The sequence below is a fragment of the Sphingomonas benefaciens genome, assembly GCF_052907485.1.
Map to the genome: position 1 here is coordinate 197,127 of NZ_JBREIC010000005.1, position 26,163 is coordinate 223,289.

Annotated in this window: 30 protein-coding genes; 26 read left to right on the forward strand and 4 right to left on the reverse strand. The window is 69.2% G+C overall.

Annotated features, from left to right (window positions below):
- The first annotated feature begins 143 nt into the window (after positions 1 to 143).
- From ACU5AX_RS16115 to fliA, 8 genes are all read left to right on the forward strand, one after another.
- Positions 144 to 791 (forward strand): motility protein A, encoded by a 648-nt coding sequence (locus ACU5AX_RS16115; RefSeq protein ID WP_443024732.1) that lies wholly within the window; start codon positions 144 to 146, stop codon positions 789 to 791.
- Positions 788 to 1,303, forward strand: coding sequence for a hypothetical protein (locus ACU5AX_RS16120; RefSeq protein ID WP_446691793.1), 516 nt, complete (start codon positions 788 to 790; stop codon positions 1,301 to 1,303). Before ACU5AX_RS16115 ends, ACU5AX_RS16120 begins: the two co-directional genes overlap by 4 nt.
- Complete coding sequence (locus ACU5AX_RS16125; protein ID WP_446691794.1) at positions 1,300 to 1,803, forward strand: flagella basal body P-ring formation protein FlgA; 504 nt, start codon at positions 1,300 to 1,302, stop codon at positions 1,801 to 1,803. Before ACU5AX_RS16120 ends, ACU5AX_RS16125 begins: the two co-directional genes overlap by 4 nt.
- A 68-nt stretch (positions 1,804 to 1,871) precedes the next feature.
- Positions 1,872 to 2,180: a flagellar biosynthesis anti-sigma factor FlgM gene (gene flgM, locus ACU5AX_RS16130; protein ID WP_198354143.1), complete on the forward strand. Its 309-nt coding sequence runs from the start codon at positions 1,872 to 1,874 to the stop codon at positions 2,178 to 2,180.
- Complete coding sequence (locus ACU5AX_RS16135; RefSeq protein ID WP_198354142.1) at positions 2,167 to 2,481, forward strand: flagellar protein FlgN; 315 nt, start codon at positions 2,167 to 2,169, stop codon at positions 2,479 to 2,481. The genes flgM and ACU5AX_RS16135 overlap by 14 nt, the downstream gene beginning before the upstream one ends.
- Positions 2,482 to 2,581: 100 nt before the next feature.
- Complete coding sequence (locus tag ACU5AX_RS16140) at positions 2,582 to 3,433, forward strand: lytic transglycosylase domain-containing protein (protein ID WP_198354141.1); 852 nt, start codon at positions 2,582 to 2,584, stop codon at positions 3,431 to 3,433.
- Between the two features lie 4 nt (positions 3,434 to 3,437).
- Positions 3,438 to 5,513, forward strand: a complete 2,076-nt coding sequence (gene flhA, locus ACU5AX_RS16145) for a flagellar biosynthesis protein FlhA (protein ID WP_446691795.1) — start codon at positions 3,438 to 3,440, stop codon at positions 5,511 to 5,513.
- A complete protein-coding gene (gene fliA, locus ACU5AX_RS16150; RefSeq protein WP_198354139.1) occupies positions 5,510 to 6,259 on the forward strand; it encodes an RNA polymerase sigma factor FliA in 750 nt (249 codons plus the stop codon). The genes flhA and fliA overlap by 4 nt, the downstream gene beginning before the upstream one ends.
- Before the next feature lie 6 nt (positions 6,260 to 6,265).
- Here the strand turns inward: fliA and ACU5AX_RS16155 are convergent, their stop codons facing one another.
- A complete protein-coding gene (locus ACU5AX_RS16155) occupies positions 6,266 to 7,777 on the reverse strand; it encodes a glycoside hydrolase family 27 protein (RefSeq protein ID WP_446691796.1) in 1,512 nt (503 codons plus the stop codon).
- Between the two features lie 226 nt (positions 7,778 to 8,003).
- Positions 8,004 to 8,822, reverse strand: a complete 819-nt coding sequence (locus ACU5AX_RS16160) for a flagellin N-terminal helical domain-containing protein (RefSeq protein ID WP_446691797.1) — start codon at positions 8,820 to 8,822, stop codon at positions 8,004 to 8,006.
- 326 nt (positions 8,823 to 9,148) lie between these two features.
- Here ACU5AX_RS16160 and ACU5AX_RS16165 point away from each other — a divergent pair, with 326 nt between their 5' ends.
- Genes ACU5AX_RS16165 through ACU5AX_RS16195 form a run of 7 tightly spaced genes read left to right on the forward strand, consistent with a single transcriptional unit; the run spans position 9,149 to position 16,041 of the window.
- Positions 9,149 to 10,465 carry a sigma-54 interaction domain-containing protein gene (locus tag ACU5AX_RS16165; RefSeq protein ID WP_198354136.1) on the forward strand — a complete coding sequence of 439 codons (1,317 nt, stop codon included), beginning with the start codon at positions 9,149 to 9,151 and terminating at the stop codon, positions 10,463 to 10,465.
- Complete coding sequence (fliE, locus tag ACU5AX_RS16170; RefSeq protein ID WP_446691798.1) at positions 10,462 to 10,824, forward strand: flagellar hook-basal body complex protein FliE; 363 nt, start codon at positions 10,462 to 10,464, stop codon at positions 10,822 to 10,824. The genes ACU5AX_RS16165 and fliE overlap by 4 nt, the downstream gene beginning before the upstream one ends.
- 6 nt (positions 10,825 to 10,830) lie before the next feature.
- Positions 10,831 to 12,528, forward strand: coding sequence for a flagellar basal-body MS-ring/collar protein FliF (gene fliF / locus ACU5AX_RS16175; RefSeq protein ID WP_446691799.1), 1,698 nt, complete (start codon positions 10,831 to 10,833; stop codon positions 12,526 to 12,528).
- Positions 12,525 to 13,535 (forward strand): flagellar motor switch protein FliG, encoded by a 1,011-nt coding sequence (gene fliG / locus ACU5AX_RS16180; RefSeq protein WP_446691800.1) that lies wholly within the window; start codon positions 12,525 to 12,527, stop codon positions 13,533 to 13,535. Before fliF ends, fliG begins: the two co-directional genes overlap by 4 nt.
- Positions 13,528 to 14,292 (forward strand): FliH/SctL family protein, encoded by a 765-nt coding sequence (locus ACU5AX_RS16185; RefSeq protein ID WP_446691801.1) that lies wholly within the window; start codon positions 13,528 to 13,530, stop codon positions 14,290 to 14,292. Before fliG ends, ACU5AX_RS16185 begins: the two co-directional genes overlap by 8 nt.
- Complete coding sequence (locus ACU5AX_RS16190) at positions 14,292 to 15,620, forward strand: FliI/YscN family ATPase (protein WP_446691922.1); 1,329 nt, start codon at positions 14,292 to 14,294, stop codon at positions 15,618 to 15,620. Before ACU5AX_RS16185 ends, ACU5AX_RS16190 begins: the two co-directional genes overlap by 1 nt.
- A complete protein-coding gene (locus ACU5AX_RS16195) occupies positions 15,613 to 16,041 on the forward strand; it encodes a hypothetical protein (RefSeq protein ID WP_446691802.1) in 429 nt (142 codons plus the stop codon). The genes ACU5AX_RS16190 and ACU5AX_RS16195 overlap by 8 nt, the downstream gene beginning before the upstream one ends.
- Here ACU5AX_RS16195 and ACU5AX_RS16200 read toward each other — a convergent pair.
- Both ACU5AX_RS16200 and ACU5AX_RS16205 read right to left on the reverse strand, forming a co-directional pair.
- Positions 16,038 to 16,613 carry a hypothetical protein gene (locus ACU5AX_RS16200; RefSeq protein WP_446691803.1) on the reverse strand — a complete coding sequence of 192 codons (576 nt, stop codon included), beginning with the start codon at positions 16,611 to 16,613 and terminating at the stop codon, positions 16,038 to 16,040. The genes ACU5AX_RS16195 and ACU5AX_RS16200 overlap by 4 nt on opposite strands.
- Before the next feature lie 87 nt (positions 16,614 to 16,700).
- Positions 16,701 to 17,330 (reverse strand): hypothetical protein, encoded by a 630-nt coding sequence (locus tag ACU5AX_RS16205; protein WP_446691804.1) that lies wholly within the window; start codon positions 17,328 to 17,330, stop codon positions 16,701 to 16,703.
- A 403-nt stretch (positions 17,331 to 17,733) separates the two neighbouring features.
- Between ACU5AX_RS16205 and ACU5AX_RS16210 the strand changes: the two genes are divergently transcribed.
- The 11 genes from ACU5AX_RS16210 to fliS all read left to right on the forward strand — a co-directional run bounded on the left by ACU5AX_RS16210 (position 17,734) and on the right by fliS (position 26,147).
- Positions 17,734 to 18,822 (forward strand): flagellar hook-length control protein FliK, encoded by a 1,089-nt coding sequence (locus ACU5AX_RS16210; RefSeq protein ID WP_446691805.1) that lies wholly within the window; start codon positions 17,734 to 17,736, stop codon positions 18,820 to 18,822.
- 20 nt (positions 18,823 to 18,842) lie between these two features.
- Positions 18,843 to 19,469 carry a flagellar basal body-associated FliL family protein gene (locus tag ACU5AX_RS16215; protein ID WP_446691806.1) on the forward strand — a complete coding sequence of 209 codons (627 nt, stop codon included), beginning with the start codon at positions 18,843 to 18,845 and terminating at the stop codon, positions 19,467 to 19,469.
- Between the two features lie 4 nt (positions 19,470 to 19,473).
- Complete coding sequence (locus ACU5AX_RS16220) at positions 19,474 to 20,439, forward strand: flagellar motor switch protein FliM (RefSeq protein WP_198354128.1); 966 nt, start codon at positions 19,474 to 19,476, stop codon at positions 20,437 to 20,439.
- Positions 20,436 to 20,726, forward strand: coding sequence for a flagellar motor switch protein FliN (gene fliN, locus ACU5AX_RS16225; protein WP_198354127.1), 291 nt, complete (start codon positions 20,436 to 20,438; stop codon positions 20,724 to 20,726). Before ACU5AX_RS16220 ends, fliN begins: the two co-directional genes overlap by 4 nt.
- Before the next feature lie 12 nt (positions 20,727 to 20,738).
- A complete protein-coding gene (locus ACU5AX_RS16230; RefSeq protein WP_198354126.1) occupies positions 20,739 to 21,002 on the forward strand; it encodes a flagellar biosynthetic protein FliO in 264 nt (87 codons plus the stop codon).
- On the forward strand, positions 20,999 to 21,874 hold the full coding sequence (gene fliP / locus ACU5AX_RS16235; protein WP_446691807.1) for a flagellar type III secretion system pore protein FliP: 876 nt from the start codon (positions 20,999 to 21,001) through the stop codon (positions 21,872 to 21,874). The genes ACU5AX_RS16230 and fliP overlap by 4 nt, the downstream gene beginning before the upstream one ends.
- A 3-nt stretch (positions 21,875 to 21,877) precedes the next feature.
- The gene (fliQ, locus tag ACU5AX_RS16240; protein WP_198354124.1) at positions 21,878 to 22,147 is read left to right on the forward strand and encodes a flagellar biosynthesis protein FliQ; all 270 of its coding nucleotides are present in this window, start codon (positions 21,878 to 21,880) and stop codon (positions 22,145 to 22,147) included.
- A 139-nt stretch (positions 22,148 to 22,286) separates the two neighbouring features.
- Positions 22,287 to 23,057 (forward strand): flagellar biosynthetic protein FliR, encoded by a 771-nt coding sequence (gene fliR, locus ACU5AX_RS16245; RefSeq protein ID WP_198354474.1) that lies wholly within the window; start codon positions 22,287 to 22,289, stop codon positions 23,055 to 23,057.
- Positions 23,057 to 24,184, forward strand: a complete 1,128-nt coding sequence (gene flhB / locus ACU5AX_RS16250) for a flagellar type III secretion system protein FlhB (protein ID WP_446691808.1) — start codon at positions 23,057 to 23,059, stop codon at positions 24,182 to 24,184. The genes fliR and flhB overlap by 1 nt, the downstream gene beginning before the upstream one ends.
- 47 nt (positions 24,185 to 24,231) lie before the next feature.
- Positions 24,232 to 25,749 (forward strand): flagellar filament capping protein FliD, encoded by a 1,518-nt coding sequence (gene fliD / locus ACU5AX_RS16255; RefSeq protein WP_446691809.1) that lies wholly within the window; start codon positions 24,232 to 24,234, stop codon positions 25,747 to 25,749.
- Complete coding sequence (gene fliS, locus ACU5AX_RS16260) at positions 25,749 to 26,147, forward strand: flagellar export chaperone FliS (protein WP_198354121.1); 399 nt, start codon at positions 25,749 to 25,751, stop codon at positions 26,145 to 26,147. The genes fliD and fliS overlap by 1 nt, the downstream gene beginning before the upstream one ends.
- Positions 26,148 to 26,163 lie beyond the last annotated feature (16 nt).

Below are 26,163 nucleotides of genomic sequence, written 5' to 3' on the forward strand. Positions count from 1 at the left end.
CGGCAAGGCAGACGGCAAAGCCTTGCCGGTCGGCGGCAAGCCTTGCCGGTCGATCGATCGATCGCTTGCCGGTGCCGCCCTGCGGTGCCGTCTGACCCGGTCCCGTGGTTAATTGGCCCGCCCCTTGCATCATGTGACGCGTCATGATGATCGCCCAATTCCTCGACCCGGTCGCGCTGGCCATCGTCGGCGGTGGCACCGTCGTGGCGACGGCGCTGCGCGTGCCGTTCGCCGACATCGGCCGTGCCGTCGGTGCGTTGCGCACGCTGCTCCGCCGCGACTTCGACGCGGAACCGCTGCTCGAGCAGATCGCCGCCCAGGATCGGATCGCGCGCCGCCACGGCGTGATGGCGCTCGATCGCTCGGTGATCGCCGACCGCGATGTCGCCGCCGCCGTCGCCGCGATCGTCGACGGTGCCATCCCGCGCGAGGTCGAGGCGCTGCTCCGCCACCGCCGCCAGGCCCGCATCGCCCGCCATGTCGCCGCCGCCGACGTCTGGTCGACCGCAGCGGAGGCAGCCCCGGCGATGGGCATGGTCGGCACGCTGATCGGACTGGCCGGCATGTTCGCGCGCCTGTCCGACCCGCATGCGATCGGCGGCGCGATGGCGATCGCGCTGCTCGCTACCCTTTATGGCGCGCTGTTCGCCAATCTGCTGTTCATGCCCTTGTGCCAGCGGCTTCGCGCCGCCGGCCGGGTCGAGGCGTTCGAGCGGGCGCGGCTGGAAGCGCCCTTGGTGGCGCTGGCGCTGCGCGAGACGCCGCGTCACCAGATGCAGAGCGCCGCATGACCCCGAGCGCGACCGACGAATGGCCGGAACCGGCGCCCGCCAAGCCGCTGTGGCTGGTGACGCTGGCCGATCTCGCGCTGCTGCTCGTCGGCTTCTTCGTCCTGCTGCAGGCGAGCCAGCAACCGCGGGCGGTCGCCGCCGCACTCCGCGCCAGCTTCGGCGGCAACGATACGCCCGTCGCGGCGCCGGTGATGGCATCGGGGATCACCGATTTCGCCACGGGCAGCGCGACGCTGCCGCAGGACCCGGCCGCCGTCATCGCCTGGGCCGAGGAGGCGGTGCGCGACCCGCGCGTCGCGCTGACCGTCACCGGCTCGGTCGATGGCAGCACGATCGATGTCGACCCTGTCACCGGCAGTGGCGCGATCCTTGCCGCCGATCGGGCACGGGCGCTGGCCGGCGCGCTCGCCCGTGTCTCGCCCCGCATCACCGTCACCACCGCCGCGCGGCCCGGACGCCGCGCCGCCATCGTCACGCTCGCCTTTGCCGGCGAGCCTGGGAAACAGCCATGATCCTTTCGCTCCTCCTCGCCGCCGGCACCGTCACCAGCTTCCAGGACGTCGCCGGGCTCGACCGCGCGGTCGCCGCCTTCACCAGCCGTCCGATCGGTGCGGAGGGCGGCGCGCGCACCGGCATCGACCCGCGCTTACGCCTCGCCGCCTGTTCCACCGTATCGCTGTCCTGGCGGACCGAGGCGCATGACGCAGTGGTGGTGTCGTGCGCCGGCCCCGACTGGCGGATCTTCGTTCCCGTCATCCGCCCGGCCGCCGCGCCGCCGCCGACCGCCGCTGCCGCGGTCGTGCCGGTCAAGGCGGAAGCGGTGATCAAGCGCGGCGACCCAGTGGTGATCGAGGCCGGCTCCGACGGCTTCTCGATCAGCCGCGAAGGCGTCGCCATGGCCGACGCGCCGCCCGGCGGCCGGTTCATGGTCAAGGTCGACGATGCCAAGACCCCCGTCCAGGCGATCGCGGTCGCCGGCGGGCGCGCGACCTTGCCCGGATGGGGCGAATGATTTTTTGCTAAACTTGATTCCGCGGCGGCCGTTTATGCCCATGTCAGGCAATCCAGATAGGTGCGGACATGGTGGAATCGATCGGCTCATCGCCGCTGCAAGGAAGTGGAAGCGTTACCCGCGTCACCGCGCCAGCGGCCGCGCCGGCGCCACAGCCCGCACTGCAACAGTCCGGCTCCGAGGCGCAGACTGCGGCGCCCGCGGCACAGCTGAGCGGGCTGGCCAAGACGCTGGCGGCCGAACCGCCGGTCGATGCGGATCGCGTGTCCGAGATCAAGAAGGCCATCCAGAATGGCTCCTTCCCCATCCTGCCGGCGACGATCGCCGACCGGCTCCTGGCGCTCAAGCTGAACTGGGACGGCTATGAAAAGGCGTGACGCCCTGATCCGCGTGATCGACGCGCTGCATGCGGAGATCGCCGCGCTCAAGGCCAATGACGTGGTCGCGCTGGAACGCGCCACCGCCGACAAGCTCGCCGGCATCGACGAGATCGCCGCGCTCGGCACCGGCCCCGCCGGCCCCGAGATCCGCGAGCTCGCCGACGAGGCCAACCGGCTCAACGAAACGTGCCGGATCTACGTCAATCTGATGGCGGCAAATGTTCGCCGGCGCCTGCAAATCCTGTCCGGCGATGCCGGCAACGGTGGCCGGCAACGCGTGTTCCAAGCCTACGCCTGACGTCATCCGTTCCCCCTGCCCGACGGCGGGGGAGGTGTATCCCAATCTGGCACGGTCCTTGCTGTGACATGTCCCGACAACAGGGGTGTGTTTCGACGCGATGACCGTCAATCCGATTACTGCCGGACGAGTCCAGTCCGCCATCGCGCTTGCGAGCAGCAAGACGGGGGTGGATTTCGACTATCTGCTCGGCCAGGCCAAGATCGAAAGCGGGCTGAACGCCAGCGCGCGCGCGGGCACATCGTCCGCCAGCGGCCTGTACCAATTCGTCGAGCAAAGCTGGCTCGCCGTGGTCAAGAAGCACGGCGCGGAGCATGGGCTCGGCTGGGCGGCGGACAGCATCAGCCAGGGCGCGGGCGGCCGCTACACCGTCGGCGACGGCGCGACCCGCCAGGCGATCCTCGGCCTACGCAACGACCCCACCGCCGCCTCGCTGATGGCGGCCGAACATGCCTCCGACAACAAGGGCGAGCTCGAAGCCTCGCTCGGCCGCACCGCGAACGGCACCGACCTCTACATGGCGCATTTCCTCGGCATCGGCGGCGCCAAGAAGTTTCTCGCCACGATGGCGGCCAATCCCGACACGTCCGCCGCCGCGCTGTTTCCCGCCGCCGCCGCGAGCAATCGCGGCATCTTCTATGCGTCCAACGGCCAGCCGCGCTCGCTGTCGGCGATCTACCAGCGGTTCGCCGACAAGCTCGGCGCCGCGACCGACAGCGCCAACGAGACGCGCGCCGCCAATCTCGCCTTCGCCTCGCAGGCGCTGGGCATGGGCGACGACGCCACCGTCGTTACCGGCAACGGCCAGAGCGCGACCGACGCGCTCGATTGGGCGAAGCAGGCGATGGCGCGGTTCGGAACCGGCAGCACCACGGCGGGGGCCAGCCTGCTGCGACCGACGCCGGACACGGCGCGGCTCGCGTACATGATGCTGGCGAGCATGGGGGGCTGAGCCGATGAACAAGCTTCTCGCCGGCGGCCGCGGCGCTGCCCTGCCGCTCGCCATCCTGCTGCTCGTGCTGGTGATGGTCGTCCCCATCCCCAAGCAACTGCTCGACGTCTTCTTCGTTGCCAACATCGCGATCAGCCTCGCCGTGCTGATGGTCGCGCTTAACGCGCAGAAGCCGCTCGACTTCAGCGCTTTCCCGACCGTGCTGCTGTTCGCCACGCTGTTCCGCCTCGGCCTCAACGTCGCCTCGACCCGCATCGTGCTGGTCCACGGGCATGAGGGCGAAAGCGCGGCGGGCCATGTCATCGAGGCGTTCGGCACCTTCCTGATCGGCGGCGACTATGTCGTCGGCATCTTCGTCTTCGCGATCCTAATGATCATCAATCTGATCGTCGTCACCAAGGGTGCGGGCCGCGTGTCGGAAGTGTCCGCCCGCTTCACCCTCGACGCCTTGCCCGGCAAGCAGATGGCGATCGACGCCGATCTCAATGCCGGCCTGATCACCCCAGACCAGGCGAAGGCGCGCCGCGTCGAGGTCGCGACCGAGGCCGATTTCTACGGTTCGATGGACGGTTCGTCCAAATTCGTGAAGGGCGACGCGGTCGCCGCGATGCTGATCCTCGCCGCCAACATCGTCGGCGGCCTGATCCTGGGGCCGGTCAGCCACGGCATGGGCATAGCCGACGCCGCCAAGACCTATATCCTGCTGGCGATCGGCGACGCGCTGGTCGCGCAGCTGCCCAGCCTGATGCTGTCGATCGCCGCCGCCGCGATCGTGACGCGCGTCAATTCCGAACACGATCTCGCCGGTCAGATCGGCAGCCAGTTCGGCTCGTCGCGCACCTGGACCCCGGTCGCCGCGATCCTGGCATTGCTCGGCATCCTGCCCGGCATGCCGCATCTGGTGATCCTGCCCGCCGCCATGATCGCCGGCTTCACCGCCTGGAAGCTCCGCCAGATCGAAACGCGGCCGAAGCCCGCGCCGGTCGAGGAAGCCGCCGCCCCCGCCGATCCGTCGAAGATCGGCTGGGAAGAAGTCACCGACGCGATGCAGGTCAACCTCGACGTCGGCTATGGCCTGGTGCCGCTGGTCGACGAGCGCCGCGGCGCCCCGCTGATGGGCCGCATCACCGGCGTGCGCCGCCAGCTGTCGAAGGAGCTGGGCTTCGTCGTGCCGCAATGCCGCGTCCGCGACGACATCAACCTTGCCCCCTTCACCTATCGCATCCTGATCAACGGCGTCGTCGTCGGCGAGGATCAGGTGTCGCCCGACGAGATGCTCGCGCTTGACACCGGCCAGGCCTATGGCGACCTCTCCGGCAAGAAGGCCAAGGACCCGACCTTCGGCCTCGACGCGACCTGGATCCCGACCAGCGACGCCGATGCCGCAACCGGTGCAGGCTATCTGGTCGTCGATGCCGGCACGGTGATGGCGACCCACCTCAATCATCTGCTTGGCCAGAATGCCGCACAATTGCTGGGGCCGGACGAGGTGCAATCGCTGCTCGACGGGCTGAAGGACCGCGCCGCGCAGCTCGTCGCGTCGCTGACCCCCAATCCGCTGCCGCTGACCACGCTGACCCAGGTGCTCAAGGGCCTGCTCGCGGAGAACATCCCGCTCAAGGAGTTCCGCCGCATCGCCCAGGCGATTTCGGTCGCGGCGACGCGCGCCGCCGATCCGGAGGACATCATCGAGCTGATCCGCCCCGAGCTCGGCCCGCTGATCATCCAGAAACTGTGCGGCGTGCGCGAGCCGCTGCGCGTGATGACGCTCGAGGGCCAACTGGAAGGGCTGCTCGGCCAGGCGGCGCGTGCCGACCAGTCGCGTCGCCACGTCATCGAACCCGATCTCGGCCGCCGCATCGTCGATGCGCTGCAGCAGGCGGCGCAGCCGATGATCGCCGAGGCCAAGCCGTTCGCGCTGGTCGTGCAGCCGGCGATCCGCCTGGCGATCCGCAAGCTGGTGCGCACCGTCCTGCCCGACACGCCGGTGCTGTCGTTCTTCGAAGTGCCCGAGGAGAAAGCCGTGGAAGTCGTCGCCGTGATCGGCGCGCCCCAGCCGCATCAGGCGCTGGCGGCATGAGCGCCGAACCGATGAAACAGGCGTTCGCCGGCGCGCAGCCGCTGACCTATGCGCCGCGCCGCCGGCCGGAGGCGGACAAGGAGGCGCTGGTCCGCCAGTATCTGCCGCTGGTCCGACGCATCGCCTGGCATGTGCATGGATCGATGAGCACGATCGTCGACGTCGAGGATCTGGTGCAGATCGGTCTGGTCGCGCTGGTCGAGGCGGTCGGCCAGGCCGCCGAGCAGGGCGCGCAGTTCCGCGCCTATCTGCAGACCCGGCTGCGCGGCGCGATGATCGACGAGCTGCGCCGCCAGGCGACGACGACGCGCGGCGCGATGCGCCGCCGCCGCCGTTACCAAGACGCGATCGCGACGCTGACCCAGGCGACCGGCCATGCGCCGGACGAGGCCGTGGTCGCTGCGCATCTCGGCATCACGATCGAGAAACTGCGGGCCGACTATCAGACCGCGGACGCGATCCGTTTCGAGACGATCGACGAGGTCTATCAGGACGATCTGCCCTGGTTTGCAGACGATACGCCCGATGCCTTCGAGCAGCTGGCCGAAAGCGACCTGCGCGACACGCTGATCGCCGCCATCGAACGGCTGCCCGAGCGCGAGGCCTTGGTCATCCAGCTCTATTATGTCGAGGAGCTCAACCTCGAGGAGATCGGCCAGGTGATCGGCGTCGGCTCGGCGCGCGTCTGCCAGATCAAGGCCGCCGCGCACGCCAAGTTGAAGAAGGCGCTCGCCCGCAAGGTGTGACGTCCGCTAGCCCGCGACGGTGCGCAGCAGCACGGCGCCGTGAGCCGGCACCGCGAAGTGCCGCGTCGTTGCCGGCACGTCGATGCCGCGCCACAGATCGCGCAGGCGGCCGGCGGCGATCGACTCCGGCACGCTGATCGTCGCGGCAGCGTCGGTGCGATTGAACAGGGCCACCGCCTGGCCGGCCCCGCTGAGCGGCTTGGTCCATATCTCCAGGCCGTCGCTCCGCAGCAGCGGCCCGCCCTGCGCGCCGAGCGCGTCCTGATCCACCGCTACCACCTCGCGATTGGCCAGCATCGCCAGTGCCGTCCGGCTCGTCTGCCGCAGATCGTGGCCCATCATCAGCGGCGCGGCCTGGATCGCCCACAGGGTGAGATGCGTGCGATATTCGTCCTCGCTCATCCCGCCATTGCCCACCTCCAGCATGTCGGGATCGTTCCAGCCGCCGGGCCCCGCGTGCGGGAAGCGCGGATTGCGGACGAAGCCGATGTCGCTCATCGTCTTGTAATCGTCGGTGATGTCGCCGGTCGTCCGCCACAGATGGCCGCCCACGGCGCGTCCCCAATCGGCGACGTCGAAACGGCCATATTCGCACAGCGAATAGACGATCGGACGGCCGCTGGCGCGCAGCGCCGCGCCCATCTCCTGGTAGACGCGCCGGACGCTGTCGGCATCGTCGTAGAACCATTCGCCAGAGCATAGATCGTATTTGAGATAGTCGACGCCCCATGCGGCGAAGGTCGCCGCATCCTGGTGGACGTGGCCGTAGCTGCCGACGTAGCCGGCGCAGGTGCGCGGGCCGGGCGAGGTGTATAGGCCGAGCTTCAGTCCTCGGGCGTGGACGTAATCGGCCAGCGCCTTCATGTCGGGAAAGCGTGCATTGGGTTGCAGGCGGCCGGCGGCATCCCGCTCCCCCTGCCAGCCGTCGTCGATGTTCACATATATATAGCCGGCGTCGCGCAGGCCGGTTGTCACCAGCGCGTCGGCCATGGCGCGGATCGTCGCATCGTCGATATGCTCGCCGAACTTGTTCCAGCTCGACCAGCCCATCGGCGGCGTGCGGGCGAGGCCGTCGTCGGCCGGGGCCCGCAGGGCTGGCAACGGACCGGCCGGGTGGAAGGTGCGCGCGCGCACTTCGGCGGCGCTGCCGCGGCGGCCGGCCTGCGCCGTATGCGCATACCAGATGTCGCCGGTCAGATGCAGCACCCCGCCGTCGACGCTGGCGGTCCAGCGACGCGTCGGGTGGCCGCGGTCGTTGAGGTTGCGGATCGTGAAGCTCAGCGTGCGGCCGTCGCTGGTCGCGTCGCGCATCGCAATCGCGCCATACCACCGGGTGGTCAGCGTGCCGCGGATCGCCCCGTCGATGCGCTCCACCTGCATCATCGTCACGCCGGGATAGGAGGGCGGGTCATCGAACACCCAGCTGCCGAGCAGCGGATCAGGCGCAGCCGCAGAGGCATAGGCGCCTGGCGGCGCCACCAGCATCAGCAGCATCAGCGCGATCACCGGGCGGATCATTCGGATCGGCCAGGCCCTGTGCTTAGTCTCCACATCGCTCTCCCGCTCGTCACGGCACGATGGTATACGATCCGCAGGTCGATGCACAAGCGCGTCGCGGCTGGACGCAGGAGGACCCCGGGTGGCCGCATGGCCAACCGGGGTCCCGTCGCGCGCTCTCCTTGGGGGAAGAGCTCGTCCGTCGGCGCCGATACCCTTGGGGGGCGGTGCCGGCGCCGCTGCCGGATTACTGGAGCAGCTTGAGCACGCCCTGCTGCGACTGGTTCGCCTGGGCGAGCATCGCGGTCGACGCCTGGCTGAGGATCTGCGCCTTGGCGAGAGCGGTCGTCTCGGCCGAGAAGTCGGTGTCCATGATCTGGCTCTTGGCGGCCGACAGGTTGGTCGAGTTGGTGGTCAGGTTGTTGACCGCCGACTGCAGGCGGCTCTGGCCGGCGCCGAGCGAGGCGCGGGCGGTGTTGACGTCGGTCAGCGCGAGGTCGACGTTCGCCATCGTCGTGCCGGCCTTGGTCGTGTCGCTGACGTCGAGCGCCGACGAGGCGATGTTGGCCGCGGTGATCTTCTTGCTGGTCAGCGTGACCGTGTTGGCGCTGTCGGCACCGGTCTGGATGACGGTCGACACGTCCGCCGAGGTGCTAAACATCGCGGTGCCGTTGAACTTGGTATTGGTCAGGATGTCGCTGATCTGCGAGGTCAGCTGGCTGACTTCGGTCTGCATGTTGGTGCGGTCGCTGTCCTGATAGGTGCCCGACTTCGACTGGACCGCCAGCTCGCGGATGCGCTGCAGCATGTTGGTCACTTCGCCGAGAGCACCGTCGGCGGTCTGGGCCATCGCGATGCCGTCGTTTGCGTTGCGGATGCCCTGGTTCATGCCGCGGATCTGCGCCGTCATCGTGGTCGAGATCGCCAGGCCGGCGGCATCGTCCTTGCCCGAATTGATGCGCGATCCGGTCGAGAGGCGCTCCATCGCCGTCGACAGGCTCAGGTTGGCGGAGGTGGACGCATTCGCTGCGCGCAGCGAGGCAACGTTGGTTCCGATGACACTCATGTGATTTCTCCAATTGCTGCGGCGATCCCCGCCGCCCCCAGAGCGGAGGGCCGAGCCGCCAAATGGGGTAACGGCCGGCCTGCGAACGGTTTTAGGGAAAAATCGTGCGGTCGATCCGGTCAGGGCATTCCGGCAGATCGCGCGGCGGCCGCCGCCGCGTTTTCGCGACCGGATCGCCGCGCGGAATCCTCCCTCTACGTGCGCGCGCGTAGCGGCGCGGGAGCGCTCGGACGCGCGCGGCCGGAAATATTTTGCCGGGCGGCTGCCGCTTTAACGGCGCGTTTACCACCCTTGCCGCAATAAACCCCTGTCCTTGGGGGATAACCATGCGTTCGATTTTTCCTTCTGCCGCCGTTTGCTCTCGTCGTTACGCGCTCGTGTCGAGCCTGCGGGCGCAGGGCTTCGGCATCGGCTCGTGCGAATCGGTCCAGCCGACTGCTGCCGACATGTTCCTGATCGCCGACGGCGAGGTGCCGCCGGCACCGGCGCGCACCGTGATCCTGGGTGAGGACGGCCGCCACGTCGTGCCGTCGGTCGACGGCAATCCGGCACGTATCGCCTTCGGCCCCAACGACACCGCGGTCGGCAACGGCTTCGCCCGCGCGCTGCTCGCCGGCCCCGACACGCCGACCGCGGCGGACCCCGAAAGCCTGGCGCTGCTCGCGCTGGCCGAGCGCGTCGCCCAGGCCGACATCACCGTGCTGATCAACGGCCCGACCGGCACCGGCAAGGAAGTGCTGGCGCGCGCCATCCACAACAATTCCCCCCGCCGCAACGGCCCGTTCGTCGCGATCAACTGCGCCGCCCTGCCCGAAACGATGCTGGAGGCGCTGCTGTTCGGTCACCAAAAGGGCGCGTTCACCGGCGCCTCGTCGGGCGGCGAAGGCTTCTTCCGCGCTGCGGACGGCGGCACCATCCTGCTCGACGAGATCGCCGAGATGCCGCTGCAGCTCCAGGCCAAGCTGCTGCGCGTGCTGCAGGAGCGCGAAGTCGTGCCGATCGGCGCCAGCACGCCGCAATCGGTCGACGTGCGCGTCATCGCCTGCGCCAACCGCGACCTGCAGGGCGAGGTGGCGGCCGGCCGGTTCCGCGCCGACCTCTACTACCGCCTGTCGGTCTTCCCGCTGGCGACCAAGCCGCTGGCCGAGCGGCCGCAGGACATCCCCGCGCTCGCCGCGACGATGATCCTGCGTCACGCCGGCCACCGCCAGATCGTGCCATGGCCGACCGCGGAGGCGATCGAAACGCTGCTGCGCCACGAATGGCCGGGCAACGTCCGCGAACTCGAGAACGTCATCCAGCGCGCACTGCTGTTCGCCGCCGGCGACACGATCGAGGCGAGCCACATCGTCTTCGACCGGCCGATCAGCTTTACCTTCCAGCGTTCGGCGCCGGCGCCGGTGATCCCGCTGCATGCGCCGGTCGCCCCGGCCGCGCCGGTGGAACCCGCGACGTTGGGCAACGTCGTGCAGATGAGCGAATTCCAGGCGATCCGCGAAACGCTCGCCGCCTGTGGCGGCAGCCGCATCGAGACCGCACGCCGCCTCGGCATCTCGGAGCGCACACTGCGCTACCGGCTCGCCAAGGCGCGCGAACAGGGCGAAGACCTGGCGCGCCCGGTTAGCCTGGCGGCCTCGGCATGAGCGGGGTGTCCGGCGTCGGCGGCGCGATGAGCGTCGACCGGGTGATGGCGCTGCGCGCGCAGATCCTCGAACGCAACCAGGCACTCGCCCGCTCCGGCGCGCCGGCCGGTGGCGCGGAGGCGACAGGTGCGGCCAAGCCGACCAGCTTCGCCGACACGCTGCAGGACGCGCTGAAGAGCGTCAACGAGGGCCAGAACCAGGCCAGTGCGCTGTCCGAAAGCTACGAGCGCGGCGAGACCGTCGACATCGCCAAGGTGATGCTCGCCCGCCAGCAGGCGTCCGTCGGCTTCGAGGCGACGCTGCAAGTCCGCAACAAACTGCTGTCCGCTTACAAGGACATCATGAGCATGCCGGTGTAACGCGCCATGAGCACAGCCCTCGCCACCACCAATTCGACCCCGGCGGCCCTTCCCGAGAAGTTCGCCAACCCCTTCCTCCAGATCAAGGGCGTGCTCGCGCAGCCGGCGGTCCGCCGCAGCCTGCCGATGGCGCTGCTCGTGTCGCTGATCGGCGCCGCGGCGCTGGCGTGGATGACCTTTTCCACGCCGACGCAGAAGACGCTGTTCACCGGCCTGACCGACGCCGACAAGCAGGCGGTGTCCTCCGCGCTGACGCAGGCGGGGATCGCCAGCCATATCGACGACGGCACGGGTGCGCTGACCGTCGACGAGGATAAATACAGCAAGGCGCGGATGCTGCTCGCCGGCCAGGGCCTGCCCAAGCAGGCGCCGGGCGGCTATGCGATCCTCGACCAGCTGCCGATGGGCGTCAGCCGTGCCGTCGAGGGCGAACGCTTGCGCCAGGCGCGCGAGACCGAACTCGCCCGCTCGATCGAGGAGATCGACGCGGTCGCCGAGGCGCGCGTTCATCTTGCGATGCCGGAAGCATCGGTGTTCGTCCGCGACAATGCCAGCCCGTCCGCCTCCGTGGTCATCAAGCTACAGGGCGGTCGCGCGCTCAGCGACGCGCAGGTCCAGTCGATCGTCAATCTCGTCGCCTCGTCGGTGCCAGGGATGAAGCCCGAGAGCGTCACCATCGTCGACCAGATGGGCGCGCTGCTTTCCAAGCCCGGCGCCGGCGGCGGCGCGGGTAGCGACAGCGACAAACGGCTGCAGGTGCAACGCCAGACCGAGGACAAGGTCCGCCAGCAGCTGACCCAGCTGCTCACCCCGCTGGTCGGCGCCGGTAATTTCACCGCCGAGGTGCAGGCCGACATCAACCTCGACGAGACGCAGGCGACGCGCGAGAGCTTCGACAAACAGGGCGCGCTGCGCGCCGAGACGGGCAATTGGACCGGCAATCAGGCGACCACGCCGACCACGCCGGGCGGCATCCCGGGGGCGCTCAGCAACACGCCGCCGCCCGCCAGCCAGTTGTCGACGCCGCAGCCCGCCAACGGGGCCAGCGGCCAGCCGGCGAGCGCCGATCCGACCCCGGTCGCCGGCGGCCCGGCGCCCAATCCCAACAAGCAGACCGACAGCTTCCAGCGCGCCTATGACCTGGGCAAGGAAGTCTCGGTGACGCGCAACGCGCCCGGCTCGATCAAGCGCCTGTCGGTCGCCGTGCTGCTGCGCGACCCGGCGACGGGCAAGCGGACTGCGGCGGAGATCCAGCAGGTGACCGATCTGGTGAAGAGCGCGGTCGGCTACGACCAGGCGCGCACCGATCAGGTGACGGTGATCAGCCGCAAGTTCGCCGATGCGACCGACGCTGCTGCCGGCCCGAAATGGTACGACAATGCCTGGCTGCCGGTGCTCGCCCGCAACGCGACCGCCATCGTCATCGCGCTGCTGGTGCTGCTGCTCGGCGTTCGTCCGCTCGCCAAGGGCCTGATGAAGAAGCGCGAGGAGGCGACGACCGCCGGTGCGCTCCCGATCGGCGCGGCCGATGGTGCGCTGGGCGGCAATACCGGCATCACCGTCCATGAGCCGGTCAGCCTGGAGCGGCTGGAACAGCAGGGCGGCATCGACAATCGCATCGACGCGGTGCGCGGCTTCACCCGCGACAATCCGGCACGCGCCGCGCTGGCGCTGCGTGACATGATGAAGGCGGACGAAAAGTGAGCGAGGTCGCCGCCCCCCGCACCTTCACCGGCGTCGAGCGCGCCGCGGTGCTGATGATGCTGGTCGGCGAGGAAGAAGCCGCCGCGATGCTGCAGAAGCTCGATCCCGACGAGGTGCGCGAATTGGGCGCCGCGATGTTCACGGTCGCCGACGTCTCCGAGGACGAGATGGCGGCGGTGTTGGACGACTTCACAGGCAAGGCGCGCGAGCGGACCGGCATCACCTTCGATCCCCGTGGCAAGGTCGAGGCGATGATGACCCGGGCGCTCGGCAGCGAGAAGGCCGAAAGCATCCTCGCCCGCATCCATCCCGGCGACGCCGCCGTCGAACTCGACATGCTCGGCTGGCTCGACGCGCCGGAGATCGCGGCGATGATCGAGAAGGAACATCCGCAGATCGCCGCCGTGCTGATCGCCAACCTCGATCCCGCGGTCGGCGGCAAGGTGCTGGAGCTGCTGCCAGAGGGCGTGCAGCCCGACATCCTGCACCGGATCGCCAAGCTCGGCCCGATCAATCCCGATGCGATCGAGACGCTGAAAACGCTGATCGCCAACCGCCGCAGCGGCGCCTCCGCCGCGGGCGTGGTGCTGGGCGGCACGCGCGAGGCGGCGAAGATCCTGCAGGGCGCGCGCAAGGCGACCGAGCAGCGTGTCATGCCCAAGCTGTTCAAGATCGACAAGGAGGTTGCCCGTGCGATCGAAGAGGCGATGTTCGTCTTCGACAATCTGCTGGAGATGGACGACAAGAGCCTGGGCACGCTGATCCGCAACGTCGACGGCGACATCCTGTCGCGGGCGCTGAAGGGGGTCGACGAGAACGGCCGCAACCGTTTCCTCGGCTGCATGTCGGCGCGCGCCGCCGATGGCATCCGCGACGAGATGGAGGCGCGCGGGCCGATGAAGCTCGCCGAGGTGCTCGACGCGCAAAAGGCAATGATCACCATCGCGCGCAATCTCGCCAAGGACGGCACGATCGTGATGGGCGGGGGCGACGACGATTATGTCTGATGCCTTTGCATCCAACGGCGGTGCGGTATCGGCCGACTTCGTCGCCGGTTTCGCGGTCCGCCACGACACGCCTGCGCACATGCTGGCGGCGGCGCTCGCGCCCCGCACCGGCTTCACCCCGCGCGACATGTGGGACCGGATCGCCCGTGAGATGGCGAGCGACGGGCCGGTCGCGCCCAAGCATTTCAGTCCCGCCGACGGCCAGGCGAGCAAGCCGACCGAAGGCTGGGATCCGCTCGATTGCGGAGCGGAACCGAGCGGCTTCATCGACCCGGTCGAAACCGCCCATGCCGCCGGTTATGCCGAAGGCTTGGCCGCTGCGGCAGCGGCGGCGCGCGAAAGCGGCGACCGCGATCGTGCGCTGCTCACCGAACTGACCGCGGCGCTCGCCAACGGCCACCAGCTCGACCGCGAGCGGATCGCCCGCCAGCTGCGTCAGACCGTGCTGCTGCTGGTATCGCGCCTGGTCGGTGAAACCGGCGTCGCGCCGGACATCCTCAACGCGCGGATCGCCGCGGCGGCCGAACTGCTCGCCGATGCGACCGAGGCGGCGCTGTTGCGACTCAACCCGGCCGACGTTGCGCTGGTCGAAGGCTCGCTGCCCAAGTCGATCTTCGCCGCAAGCGATGCCGCGGTGCCGCGCGGCGGCTTCGTGCTCGAAAGCGCCTCCACGGTCGTCGAGGACGGCCCCGATCTGTGGCTCGAACAGCTTGCCCAGGCGATCGACCGCATCCCCGTGCCGCCGCTCGCCGCGTGATGCTCAACCGTTTCACCGCCGACTATCTCGACACGCTCGGGATCGCCGACTTCCGTGCCCAGCCCAAGGTGTCGGGCCGCCTCGCCTCCTATGACGGCCTGCTGATGGAGGCGGTCGGCCTGTCGCTGCCGGTCGGCACGGTGTGCGAGATTGGCGGCCATGGCGACAGCAAGGTCGAGGCGGAGGTGATCGGCTTCCGCGGCGGTCGCACCCTGCTCATGAATCTCGGCGGTCCTGCGCCGCTCTTGCCCAAGGCGCCGGTGCGCCCGATCGGCCCTCCCGGAGAAGCGGAGGTCGGCGCGGCCCTGCTGGGCCGCGTCGTCGACGGTGCCGGCCGACCGATCGACGGGCTGGGGCCGATCCGCGGCGCCGGCAGTTGGCCCCTCGCCGGCAAAATCCAGTCGCCGCTCGATCGCGGCCGCGTGCTCGAGCCGCTCGACGTCGGCGTGCGCGCGATCAACGGCCTGTTGACCATCGGACAGGGTCAGCGAGTCGGCATCATGGCCGGCTCGGGCGTCGGCAAGTCGGTGTTGCTCGGCATGATGGTCAAGGCGGCCAAGGCCGACGTGATCGTCATCGGCCTGATCGGCGAGCGCTCCAGAGAGGTCGCCGACTTTCTGGAGACCAAGGTCGCCGGTGCCGCCCGCGCCCGTTCGGTCGTCGTCGCGGTGCCCGCCAACCATTCGCCCGTGCTGCGCATCCGCGGCGCGCTCCGCGCCACGGCGATCGCCGAGGCGTTCCGCGCCGAAGGCAAGAAGGTGCTGTTGATCATGGACAGCCTCACCCGCGTCGCGCACGCCGGACGCGAGATCGGCCTCGCCTTGGGCGAGCCCGCCAGCGCCCGTGGCTATCCCCCCTCGGCGATCGCGATGCTGCCCAATCTGATCGAACGCGCCGGCACCGACGTGGCCAGCGGCGGCTCGATCACGGCGATCTACACCGTGCTCGCCGATGGCGACGACGGGAACGACCCGGTGGTCGATTCGGCCCGTTCGATCCTCGATGGCCATATCGTGCTCAACCGCCATCTCGCCGAACGCGGCGTCTATCCGGCGATCGACATCGGCCCGTCCGTCAGCCGGGTGATGACCGACATCGCCGGCGCCGATCATCTGCGCGCCGCGCGCGTGCTGCGCCGGCATCTCGCGACCTATGAGGAGAACCGTGACCTGGTGCTGATGGGCGCCTATCGCCACGGCGCCGACCCGGCGATCGACGCCGCCATCGCCTGCCACCCGGTGGTGATGGAATATATCAAGCAGGCCGCCGACGAGACCGTGTCGCTGGACGATGCGATCGCCGAACTGACCGGCGTCTTCGGTGGCTGACGCGAAGAAGCTCGCGCGCATCCATCGGGTGCGCACGCTCCAGCTCAATCTGACCCGCGCCGACGAGATGCGCGCGCAGGAAAAGCACGCCAGCGAGACGATGCTCGCCGGTCGTATCCAGGCGCTGGCCGATGCCGTGGCGCCTGCCGCCGCCACGACGTTCGGCGGCGCCTCGCTGGGGGCGCAGGCGCATTTCCGCGAGCGGCTGCACCAATCCGCTGCGGCGGCGCAGGCGCGCGTGTCGATGGCGGAGCAGTTCGCCGCCCAGGCCGCCGAGGCGACGCGCAGCGCCAAGCGCGACCAGAGCGCGGTCGAAAAGCTGCTCGAACGTGCCCGCCGCGAGGCTTTGGTCCGTGAGGTGAGGGCGCTCGAAGAGACGCCGCCGACCGGCCGTCAGGGCATTCGGCACGATCCTTGCTAAGGCTCTGAGCGATGGTGGGCGGCCCGCGCCCACCCGCGACGAGAGAGCCCGATGATCAACCCCGCCGCCGCCATTCGATCGACCGCCACCGGCGCCACCGCGCCCGGGGCGAGTGCGGGCGACGGCGCGGCCTTCGCCCTGTCGCTGTTCGCGGTTGGCGGCGACGCGGCGCTGACGCCGGATACCGACCGGCAAGCGCTTGCCGTTCCCGGCATCACCTTGCCGGCCGCGGCGGTACCGACGGTGCCGACGGCTCCGGCTGTGCAGACGGCGGCGACCGTGACCGGCGGGATGCCCGTCCTGCCAATCGCGGATGCAGCCGCATCCACACCGCCGCCTGCCGATGCCGCGATCGACACGGTTGACCCTGCTCTCGCCTGGTTGCCGGCGGTACATCTGCCGGTGCCGACACCGCTGCCGAAATCAATACCGGTAGTGGCGGACCCTGTTGGCATGCGGAGCGACGATATCGCTGCGACCGCAGACGCGGACGACCGGATTGCTGCGACAGTGACGAGCTCGGTTCCGGTTCTGCCGGTGTCGGCCCCGCCGAAACCCATGCTGCCGGTCACCGCTGTGGCGGTATCGGTAGCGGTAGCGGTAGCGCCAACGCCAAGACCTGCGACTCCTCCCGCTGCCATGCCGCAGGTTTTGCAGGATCAGCCTGATCCGGCCGCTGCCATGCCGACCTCGCCCGATACTGTGGCGCCCCCGTTATCGACGGCAACGCCGGCTCCCCTAGCGCCGGCCACCGTGACGCCGGCCCCGGTGACGCCGGCCCCGGTGACGCCGGCCACCGTGACGCCGCACCCCGTGACGTCCAGCGTCGTAACGGGCCAGTCAACGAACGACCGCCGTTCCCCCTTCGACGCCTTCCGTGCGACGGTGTCGGTAGCGGCGCTGACCGCCACGCTGCCGCCCGTCGCGACGATGGCACCCGCTGCCGATTCGGTTCCAGAGCGGGTGGCCGCCCCCACCGGTGATACCGCCAGCGCCGCTGCGCCCGCCGTCAACGTCGTGCCGACCGAAGCCAAGACCGGCGTCGAGAACTTCGCCCCGATCGCTGCGAAACCGAAGGCACGGACCCATGTGCCTGTGTCTTCCGCGCCTTCGCCGAATGGACCGGCAATCGTCGCGGAGGCGGCCGTCAAGATCGACACCGACGGCAGCGGGTCCACCGACGTGCCGTCCGACGACGGAAGCGATAAGGACGCGCCGTCTTTCCACCCCGATGGCGTGGCATCGACGCCCGCCGCGACGATCCAGAATCCCGTCCAATCTGTGGACACCTCCGCCGTCGTGGCGGCGCCGTCACACGTCGAGGAGGGGCCCGTTATCGCGCTCTCCGCCCCGGTCGGGCCGCGCCCAATCGCCGAGGCTCCGACCGCCGCTCCGTCAGAGGCGCCGGCAATAGGCAATCGCGCTCCGATCGACGCGAACGCCGCGTCGCCGCACACCCCTCCCACGCCGATCACCCCCGCGGCCCTGGCCGCCGCGTCAGCGGCTGCGTCCGCCCCCCCTGCCCCGCCTTCGGAGTCGCAGCCGGCAACCCAGCCACCCGCTGCCAAGGCCGTGCGCGTGGCGGTCGCGCCGCAAGCGACGCGCGATCCGGAGGTATCGGCCGCCGCCGCCACGCCACAGCCCCAGACAGCGTCCGCGACGAATCCCCGCAGCCGACGTGCGGCAGTGCCCGTGACATCGACAGCCGCCCTGCCCGCGCCCGCCATTCCGACGACGACGGCCGCCGCAACCAGCGCGCCGCTCGCCCGATCAACGCCGGCTGTCACGGCCCGGCCTGATGCGATCGCGACGACACCGCACCCCGTCACCACCACGCCGGTCCGTGCCGAGCGTCTTGCCACCGAGGCTCCGGCCCAGGTCGGATCGCCTATGCCATCCGCATCTTCCCCGCCCGCCACTAAGGCTGGCTCACCGGTCCCGCCGAGCGATACGGCATCCCTGTCGCTTCCGGCTGCAACCGCCCTGCCCAGTGTCGACGCCAGCCCTGTCGACACCGCCGCACCGGCCGAACCACGCCGCCCAAGTTTTATCCGCGAAGTCGCCGGCACGCCGCCGCAGGCCGTCGCGCTCGCGCCGCAGCTGGCGCCCGCCCCATTGCCCGCAGCGGGCGTGACCGCCTCGGCGGCAGAGGTATTCGGCGCCGCGATCCACGCTGCACAGACGCGCGACGATGCGTCGACCGAGCCGGCCGCGCCCGGCATCGCCGTCGCCGCGCCTGCCGTCACCGCCCCGATCGCGGCGAGCACCGACACCGGCGGGCAGATGCTCGACCTGCGCCAGGAGCGTTGGCCGCATGCGATGATCGACCATATCGAGCGGCTGCGCGATGCCGCCGACGCCGGTGACACGCGCATCCGTCTCGTGCCCGACGCACTCGGCGCGATCGACGTCGCGGTGCGCCGCGACGGTGACGCCGTCCACGTCCACTTCGTCGCCGAACAGGCGACGACGCGGACCCTGCTGCAGGATGCCCAGCCCCGCCTCGCCCAGGCGGCGGAGGAGCGTGGCGTCAAGCTCGGCCAGACCAGCGTCGATCATGGCGGCAACGGCTCGACCGGCAACGGCAGCGGCACCGGCACCGGAAGCGGCAGCACCAATAGCAATGGCAGCGGCACCCCCGCGGGCCAGACCGGCGCGGGTTCGCAGCAGCCGCAACCGCAGTCCCGCCAGACACCGACGCGCCCCGCCCCGCCCCGGCCGGCGCCGCGCGACCCTTCCACCGACGAGCGCGACTCGGCCGACACCGGCCGCCTCGCCTGACCCACCGATAAGGACGAACCATGAGCGACAAACCCGACGACGACACGCCCCAGAAGAAGAAGAAGGGCAAGAAGAAGATACTGGTGATGGGCCTCGGCGTGCTGGTGCTGCTCGGCGGCGGTGTCGGCGCGGGTGTCTATGCCGGATCAAGCGGACTGATTGGCCATCACGGTGCCGCTAAAGAAGAGGATAATGGCCCCAAGCTCGTCCCGAAGGCCGAGCAGAAGCGCCCGAAAGCAGGCGGCGAGGGCGGTGAGGGCGGCCATGGCGGCGGCGAGAGCAGCGCGAGCGGCGGCAAGCACGTTCCGTCAGGCGGCGGCGGCGACCGCTATGCGTCCAACTATTACACGATGGACCCGTCCTTCACCTCGAACCTGAAGGATTCGGTGCATATCGCCCAGGTCGGCCTGGCGATTTCCACGCCCTACGACGACACCGTCATCGAAAACCTGAAGACCAACGACATCGCCGTCCGCTCGGCGGTGCTGATGACGCTGGGCGACACGCCGGAGGAGCAGATTTTCACCTCCGAGGGCAAGCAGCAGCTGCAGGTCCGCCTCGCCAAGGCGATCAACGCGGTCCTGGAGCAAAAGGAGGGATTCGGCGGGGTCAGTAACGTTTACTTTACCAGTTTCGTTGTTCAGTGACGGCATGGTTAACGCCCAGACAACCACGACTGATCGACGGACGCGCGACCGCGCGACCGCCGCGCATGCGTCGGTGCTCGGCGCCGCCAAGCTCAATCCGTTCGGCGACCTGCACACCCTGCAGCATCTGTCGGCCCGGCTCGCGCGCAGCTTCCGCGGCCTGTTCGAGCCGATGCTGCGGCGCGAGGTGCGCGCCTGGGCCGAACCGCTCGTCGTGCAGCGGTTCGGCGACTATCGCGCGGAACGCGCCGAGGCGCTGACCGCTTGGCTACCGATGGCGATGGTCCCGCCGGGCGGCAATGCCCTGTGCGTGCTCGACGGCGTCTTCGTGCTCGAATTGCTCGACCTATTCTTCGGCGGCATCGGCGTCGCGCCGCCGGTCATCCCGACCGAATTCTCGCCGGCCGGCGAGGCGATGGTGTCACGGCTCGGCGCCTCGATTGCGGTGCCGCTGCGCGCCGCCTGGGAGCCGCTCGCCAAGATCGACTTCACGCCCGGCCGGGTCGAAGTGTCGCCGACCATGTTGTCGGTCGATACCGAGGACGCGATGATCGTCACCCGCTTCGGACTGGCGGCGGGCGACGACAAGCCCGTCTTCATCGATCTGCTCTACCCGGTGGCGACGCTGAAGCCGCACGGCGCGACGTTGACCGGCAAGGTGCTCGCCAAGGCGGAGGCCGACCCGGCGTGGCGGACCCAGCTGACCCGCGCGACGATGGGTGTACGCTTCCCGATCCGCTCGGTCCTCGCCGAACCCGTCGTGTCGCTGTCGCGGCTGATGAACCTCAAGGAAGGCGACATCATCCCGATCAGCTTCGGCCCGGAAGTGCCGGTCATGGTCGGCAACGACCTGCTCGGCCGCGGCACCGTCGGCACCGCCAACGGCCATGCCGCCGTCCGGCTCACCCATATCGCGCATCTCGACGTCGCATCCGCGGGCGTCGGCCTCGACGAAGGACAGAATCCATGAACGACATGACCGGCGGTTTCCCGGTCGACGCGGCGGTGGCGGCCAATTTCCGGCTGCTGCAGGACGTCGATGTCAAGCTGACCGTGGAGATCGGCTCCACCCAGCTGACCCTGCGCGAACTGCTCGCTTTAGGCGAATCGAGCGTCATCGAGCTCGACCGTCAGGCCAACGAACTGCTCGACGTCTTCGTCAACGGCACGTTGATCGGCCGTGGCGAAGTGGTGACGGTCGGCGATCGCTTCGGCGTGCGCATGACCGAGCTCGTCTCCCCCGAAAAGCGCGGCTGAGGCGGTCTTCCGATGCTGTGGTCCTACATCCTCAAGCTCGTCATCCTGCTGCCCCTGGTGTGCGGCCTGATGGTCGGCTGCCTGTATCTCTGGCGTCGGCTCGAATCGCGCATGCCGGGCAAGCCGGCGACGCGGACGATCGCGGTGCGCGAGACGATGATGATTTCGCCCGGCCTGCGCCTTGCGGTGATCGATTTCGAGGGCAAGCGCCTGCTCGTCTCGGTCGGTCGCGGCGGCGTCACCCTGGTCGATAAGGCGGAAGGACCGCTGGCGTGAGCGTCACCGTCACCCGCCGCGGCACCGGCCCCGCGCTATTCGCCGCCGCCGCGCGCAAGCCGCGCACCGGCGGCGCCAAATGGCTGTGGATCGTGCTGGCACTGATCGTCGCGCTGCTGATCGCCGCCCCCGCCTTTGCGCAGGCCGCGCCCGCCGCCCCGGCACCGGGCGTGGGCGACGCCGTCGACCGCGCGCTTGGCCAGCTAAGCGGCGGCGCCGCTGCCGGTGGCAGCCAGTCCGCGCCGCTGTCGCTGTCGCTCCAGGTCCTGATCATCATGGGCCTGCTGACGATCCTGCCGGGCATCCTGCTGATGATGACCAGCTTCACCCGGATCGTCATCGTGCTCGCGGTGCTGCGCCAAGCGCTCGGCCTGCAGCAGACGCCCCCCAACCAGGTGCTGATCGGCCTGGCCCTTTTCCTGTCACTGTTCGTGATGGCGCCGACGATCAGCCAGATGAACACGCAGGCGATCCAGCCCTATGCTGCCGGCCAGCTCGCCGGCACGCAGATGATCGAGCGCGCCGGCGCACCGTTGCACGATTTCATGGCCAAGCAGACGCGGATCAAGGACGTCACCTTGTTCGCCCAGATGGCGAAGAGCGGCCCTTATGCGTCGCCCAAGGACATCCCCTTCTCGGTGCTGCTCCCGGCCTTCGTCACCAGCGAGCTGAAGACCGCATTCCAGATCGGCTTCCTCGTCTTCCTGCCCTTCATCGTCATCGATCTGGTCGTCGCCACCGTGCTGATGGCGCTGGGCATGGCGATGCTGTCGCCGACGATCATCTCGCTGCCGTTCAAGCTGCTGCTGTTCGTCCTGGTCGACGGCTGGGCGCTGACGATGGGCAGCCTCGCCAATTCCTTCGCGAGCTGAGCCATGGACGCGGACTATTTCCTGACGCTCGCCAACCAGACGATGTGGGTGCTCGCCCTGGCGAGCGCACCGATCCTGATCCCGGCGCTGCTCGCCGGCCTGATCCTCGGCATGATCCAGGCGGCGACGTCGATCAACGAACAGACGCTGACCTTCGTCCCCAAGCTGCTCGTCGTCGCCCTGTCGATCGTGATCTTCGGCAGCCTGATCCTAGGGCTGCTCAGCGACTTCACCGTGGCGATGTTCGAACGCATCCCGGATCTGGTGAAGTGATGCGCAGCGCCAGCGCGGCCACGCCCGCGCGGCCGGCGCCAGCCGGGGCGCAAACGCGGCCGACCTCGGCATGGCCGAGGATCGACGACGCGGGCTTGCCTGCGTGGCGCGCAGCATGCGCGCTCTCGCAGGCTGCACCATGCTAGGGTTTGGCCTCGCCATCGAGCCCCAGCTATGGGCGCTGGTGTTCGTGATGATCCGCATCGGCGCCGCCTTCGTCGTCGCGCCGGTGTTCGGGGCGGTGTCGATTCCGCTGCCGGTGCGCGTGTCGCTGTCCGGCGCGATCGGCATCTTCGTGCTCGCCGTCCATCCGGTCACCCCGCCGGCGCAGATCTTCGCGGTCGCCACCTTCCTGGCGGTCGCGGCGGAGGCGCTGGTCGGCCTCGCCATCGGCTTCATCCTGCAGATCGCCTTTTCGGCGCCGATGGTCGCGTCCGAGCTGATCGGTGGGTCGATGGGCCTGGGCTTCGCCAACACGATCGACCCGCAGAACGGCCACAGCACGCCCGCCCTCGGCCAGTTCTTCTCGGTGATGCTGACGCTGCTGTTCCTGTCGGTGAACGGCCATCTCGTGCTCGTCGAGCTGCTCGTCAAAAGCTATGAGACGATGCCGCCCGGCACCTGGCTGGCACCCGACCAGCTGAAGCAGATCGCCCTGTTCGGCGGCTATGCCTTTCTCGCCGGGCTGCTGCTCGCGCTGCCGGTCGGTTTCCTGCTGCTCTGCCTCAATCTCGTCGTCGGCATGGTCAGCCGCGCCGCGCCCTCGCTTAATCTGTTCTCCGTCGGCCTGCCCGCCAGCCTGGCGGTCGGGGTGATCGCGCTCGCCGTCGCCTTCCCTGCGATGGGTGATTACATGCTGGTCATCGTCCGCGAAGGCCTTGCCGCCACCCAGACTTTGGTGACCGGCTGATGGCAGAGGAATTCGGCGAGAAGACGGAGGCCCCAACCCAGAAGCGCAAGCAACAGGCGGCCGACGACGGCCAGTTGCTGCGCTCCAAGGATTTCGCCACCGCGCTGGTCGTACTCGCCGGGGTCGGCTGGCTTATCCTGTTCGGCCCGCAGCTGCTCGCCGCCTGCAAAGCGGTGATGGCGGCGAGCTTCCGGTTCGATCGCGGCGATGTCGAGGATTTCTCGCCCTGGCGGCCGCTGGCGGAGGCAGGGTGGAAGCTGCTGCCCTCGCTCGGCGCGCTCGGCGTGATCAGTGTCGTCGCCACGGTGATCAGTTCGGCCGGTCTCGGTTCGCTGCGCTTCAACGGCAAATTGCTCGCGCCCAAGGCGAGCCGCGTCAATCCCGCCTCGGGCCTGAAGCGCGTGTTCGGTAGCCAGGGCTGGATCGAGCTCGGCAAGTCGCTGCTCAAGGTCATCCTGCTCGGCAGCATCGGCGGCTACATGCTGTGGACATCGAGCCGCGCGACGCTCGGCCTGTCCTCGTCCGACCTCGGCGTTGCACTCGGCGAACTGGGTGGCACGTTCAAGGCGATCATGATCGCCATGGCGATGGGCCTGGTCGCGATCGCCCTGTTCGACGTCCCCGTTCAGATCATGCAGCTGCTTGGCAAGCTGCGCATGACGAAGCAGGAGATCAAGGACGAGCATAAGGAGAGCGAGGGCAATCCGGAGGCCAAGGGGCACATGCGCGCGATGCAGCGTCAGATGGCAACGCGCAATGTCCGCCAGGCGGTCAGCGAGGCGCATGTCGTGCTGACCAATCCGACGCATTTCTCGGTCGCGCTGCGCTATGATCGCGGCCAGGATCAGGTGCCGGTCGTCGTCGCGCGGGGCCGCGGGATCACCGCATTGGCGATCCGCGAGGTCGCCGCCGAGGCGCGCGTGCCGGTGCTCGAATATCCGATGCTTGCCCGCGCCGTCTATTACACCAGCAAGGAAGGACAGGAGGTGCGCGACGACCTGTATGTCGCGATCGCCACCGTGCTCGCCTTCGTCTTCAACCTCAATGCGCAGGCGGGCGCCATCCAGCCGCCGGTCGATGTGCCGGAAGGCGCGCGGTTCGACGAGAACGGCGTGAAAATCTCCTAAATTCCAGGCGCCGACGGTCGTTTAGCAGGACGAAGCGGAGTTCGACGATGACCACCACGACCAGCACGACGAGCTCCACGTCCACGACCTCGACGACCACCTCCGCCAATGCCGCGAAGACCAGCACGGCGAGCATCATCGGCAGCGCGACCCAGTCGCTGCTGACCTCGCTCAACACCGGCTCGGGGATCGATACCTCCTCGCTCGTCACCAGCCTGGTCCAGGCGCAGTTCGCCGCGCAGAATGCCGCGCTGACCGCCAAGAATGCCGTGCTGACCGCGCAGATCTCTGCGGTGTCGACGCTGAAGAGCACGATCACCAACTTCTCGACGGCCTTGTCCACGCTGACCACCGGCGGCTCGCTGCAGACCCAGCCGCTCAGCAGCAATGCCAATGCGCTGACGGCCACCGCCATCGCCGGGCAGCAGGTCGGGACGATGCCGTCGAGCATCACGGTCAATGCACTGGCGTCGGCGCAGGGCGCCCGCACCACCACCGCGATCGCCGACCGGAGCGCAACGATCGGGTCGGGTACGCTGACCTTGACGCTGGGCACGGCGACCTATGGCAGTGACGGCACGACGATGACCGGCTTTACCGCCGGCACTGCCACTCCGACGCAGATCACGATCACCAACGGCAGCCTTGACGGCATCGCCAGCGCGATCAATGGCGCGAATGCCGGCGTCACCGCCAGCGTCGTGACCGATGTCGACGGCAAGGCCTATCTGTCGCTGAAGGGGGCGACCGGTGCGGCCCAGGCATTCACGTTGAACGCCGACAGCAGCAGCAGTCCGCTCGCCCAATTCAACGTCGGCATCGGCGCACCGACCGCGCTGACCGGCACCGCTGCCAATGCATCGCTGACGATCGACGGCGTGACCGTGCAGCGCGCCACCAATACCGTCACCGACCTCGTCTCCGGCGTGAAGCTGCAGCTGACCGGCACCGGCACCAGCGCGATGAGCACGACGCGGCCGACCAGCGCGATCAGCCAGGCGGTGTCGGACTTCGTCGATACCTACAACCAGGTCTATGGCACGCTGAAGGACGATCTCGATGCGGCCAACGGGCCGTTGAAGACCGACTCCGCCGCCAAGTCGTTGCTGCGGTCGCTGCAGTCGCTGACCACCAAGACGCTGGTCTCGACCGCCGACGCCAATGCGCCCAAGACGCTGGCGCAAATCGGTATCGGCACCAATCGCGACGGCACGCTGAGCGTCGACAGCGCGACACTCAACCGGGCGCTCGCCAATTACCCGGACGCGGTGGAGGCGATGTTCGCGCCGACCACGGTCAACGGTATCGGCCTGCAATCCACCTTCTCGTCGATCAGCCTGGCGGCCGCGAGCAGCACCACCGGGCTCGGCGCGTCATCCGCCGCCTATACCAAGGCGCAAAGCGACCTGAGCGCCCAGCAGGACAAACTGTCGCAGCAGTCCGACGCGATGACGACCCGCATGACGCAGCAATTCGCCAGCATGAACGCCAAGGTGTCGGCCTACAAGTCGACACAGACCTTTCTCGAGAACCAAATCAAGGCCTGGAACGGCAGCAACAACTAATGGCTTACGCGACCGCCCTCGCCGGCAATCCTTATGCGACCTATCGCCAGATCGACGTCGTCGGCCGCGCCGCGGAGGCGCAGGGTCCGGGGCTCGTGCAATTGCTGTACGAGGAACTGATCGCCGCGCTGCGCGCTGCCGCCTGGGCGCTGGAGAACAACCGGCTGACAGTGAAGAGCGAGCGGGTGACGCGCGCCACCGCGATCCTGTTCGCGCTGGAAGCCGGCCTTGATTACGAGAAAGGCGGCGATGTGTCGGTGACGCTGTCGCGCTTCTACGGCGGCATCCGCAAGACCGTAGTCGACGCGTCGATCGGCAGCGACCCTTCGCCGTTTCGCGCCGCAGCCGCCAGCCTGGGCGAGATCGCCGATGCCTGGCGTCAGGCGCGCGCCGTCTGACGGATCGCCTGCCGTG